The following is a 1400-nucleotide window of genomic DNA, read 5'->3' on the forward strand; positions in this document are numbered from 1 at the left end:
ACCATTCCAGTCACTCTTCCAGGCTCGGCTGGTCCGCGTTCGCTCGCCACTACTAGCGGAGTCTCTATTGATTTCCTTTCCTCCGGGTACTTAGATGTTTCAGTTCCCCGGGTTTGCTCTAAAACCCCTATGTATTCAGGATTAAAGTACCTGGTTCACCCCATTATAAATTACCAAGGTAATTATAACAGAATGTCAGGTGGGTTCCCCCATTCGGACATCCATGGATCAAAGCCTATTCCCGGCTCCCCATGGCTTAACGCAGGGTATCACGTCCTTCATCGCCTCTTACTGCCAAGGCATCCACCAAACGCCCTTTTCGCGCTTGATTTGATCCAGAAAGAGCAAGGCTATGAACGTAATCATAGCCGCCTTTCCAGTATCAAAAGCATACTTACCCATGAAGCAGCCGCTGGTTCGCAACTGCTCCGGTTAGTGTACTAGACTTGGAACAATATCGTTCTTGATCACGCGTCGCCCCCAATGGGTTTGACCGCCAGTGATCTGATGCAATCCCATACTCGGGCGCATCAAACGATACTGATGTTTTCTCTCTATACGATGTCAAAGCTGTAACTCCGAAGGAGTTAGCAGCAACGTCCAGTTGGACGGTGGAACACTTCGTAAAGTGTTCGACGATCTAACTGGCAAAATGTACAGCTTTTGGCAAATGGTGGGTCGAGGAGGACTTGAACCTCCGACCTCACGCTTATCAGGCGTGCGCTCTAACCACCTGAGCTACCGACCCGTTTCGCGCGCTTCCGGTCAAGGAAGAGGGTTGGTGGAGCCTAACGGGATCGAACCGTTGACCTCCTGAATGCAAATCAGGCGCTCTCCCAGCTGAGCTAAGGCCCCGCAAGGAATGCCGATCACGAGATTACTCGCTGCATTCCGCTGTACGTTGTGAAGGGATATGAGGACGGCCTGGCCGCGTTTTGAGACCATGACTGGTCTCTGCTAAGTGTTTCCGATGTTATCTGTTCATTGCTGAACAAACTCCGCTGGAAACATCCTTAGAAAGGAGGTGATCCAGCCGCAGGTTCCCCTACGGCTACCTTGTTACGACTTCACCCCAGTCACTGAACCTACCGTGGCCGGCTGCTTCCTCTTGCGAGGTTGGCGCACCGTCGTCGGGTAGATCCAATTCCCATGGTGTGACGGGCGGTGTGTACAAGGCCCGGGAACGTATTCACCGCGTCATGCTGTTACGCGATTACTAGCGATTCCGACTTCATGGGGTCGAGTTGCAGACACCAATCAGAACTGAGATGGCTTTTTGGGATTAACCCATTGTCACCACCATTGTAGCACGTGTGTAGCCCAACCCGTAAGGGCCATGAGGACTTGACGTCATCCACACCTTCCTCCGGCTTATCACCGGCAGTTCTCCTAGAGTGCCC

General features: G+C 52.4%; 2 tRNA genes and 2 rRNA genes. All 4 read right to left on the minus strand.

Going from position 1 to position 1400, the window contains the following annotated elements:
- A 23S ribosomal RNA gene (locus tag Q8K08_RS05235) occupies positions 1-331 on the minus strand; the annotation flags it as partial.
- A 340-nt stretch (positions 332-671) separates the two neighbouring features.
- Positions 672-748: transfer RNA gene (locus Q8K08_RS05240), tRNA-Ile, on the minus strand.
- 31 nt (positions 749-779) lie between these two features.
- Positions 780-855 (minus strand) — tRNA-Ala (locus Q8K08_RS05245).
- 162 nt (positions 856-1017) lie between these two features.
- Positions 1018-1400, minus strand: a 16S ribosomal RNA gene (locus Q8K08_RS05250); the annotation flags it as partial.

Source organism: Pseudotabrizicola sp., from assembly GCF_030684215.1.
In the GTDB taxonomy this organism is placed as follows: domain Bacteria; phylum Pseudomonadota; class Alphaproteobacteria; order Rhodobacterales; family Rhodobacteraceae; genus Pseudotabrizicola.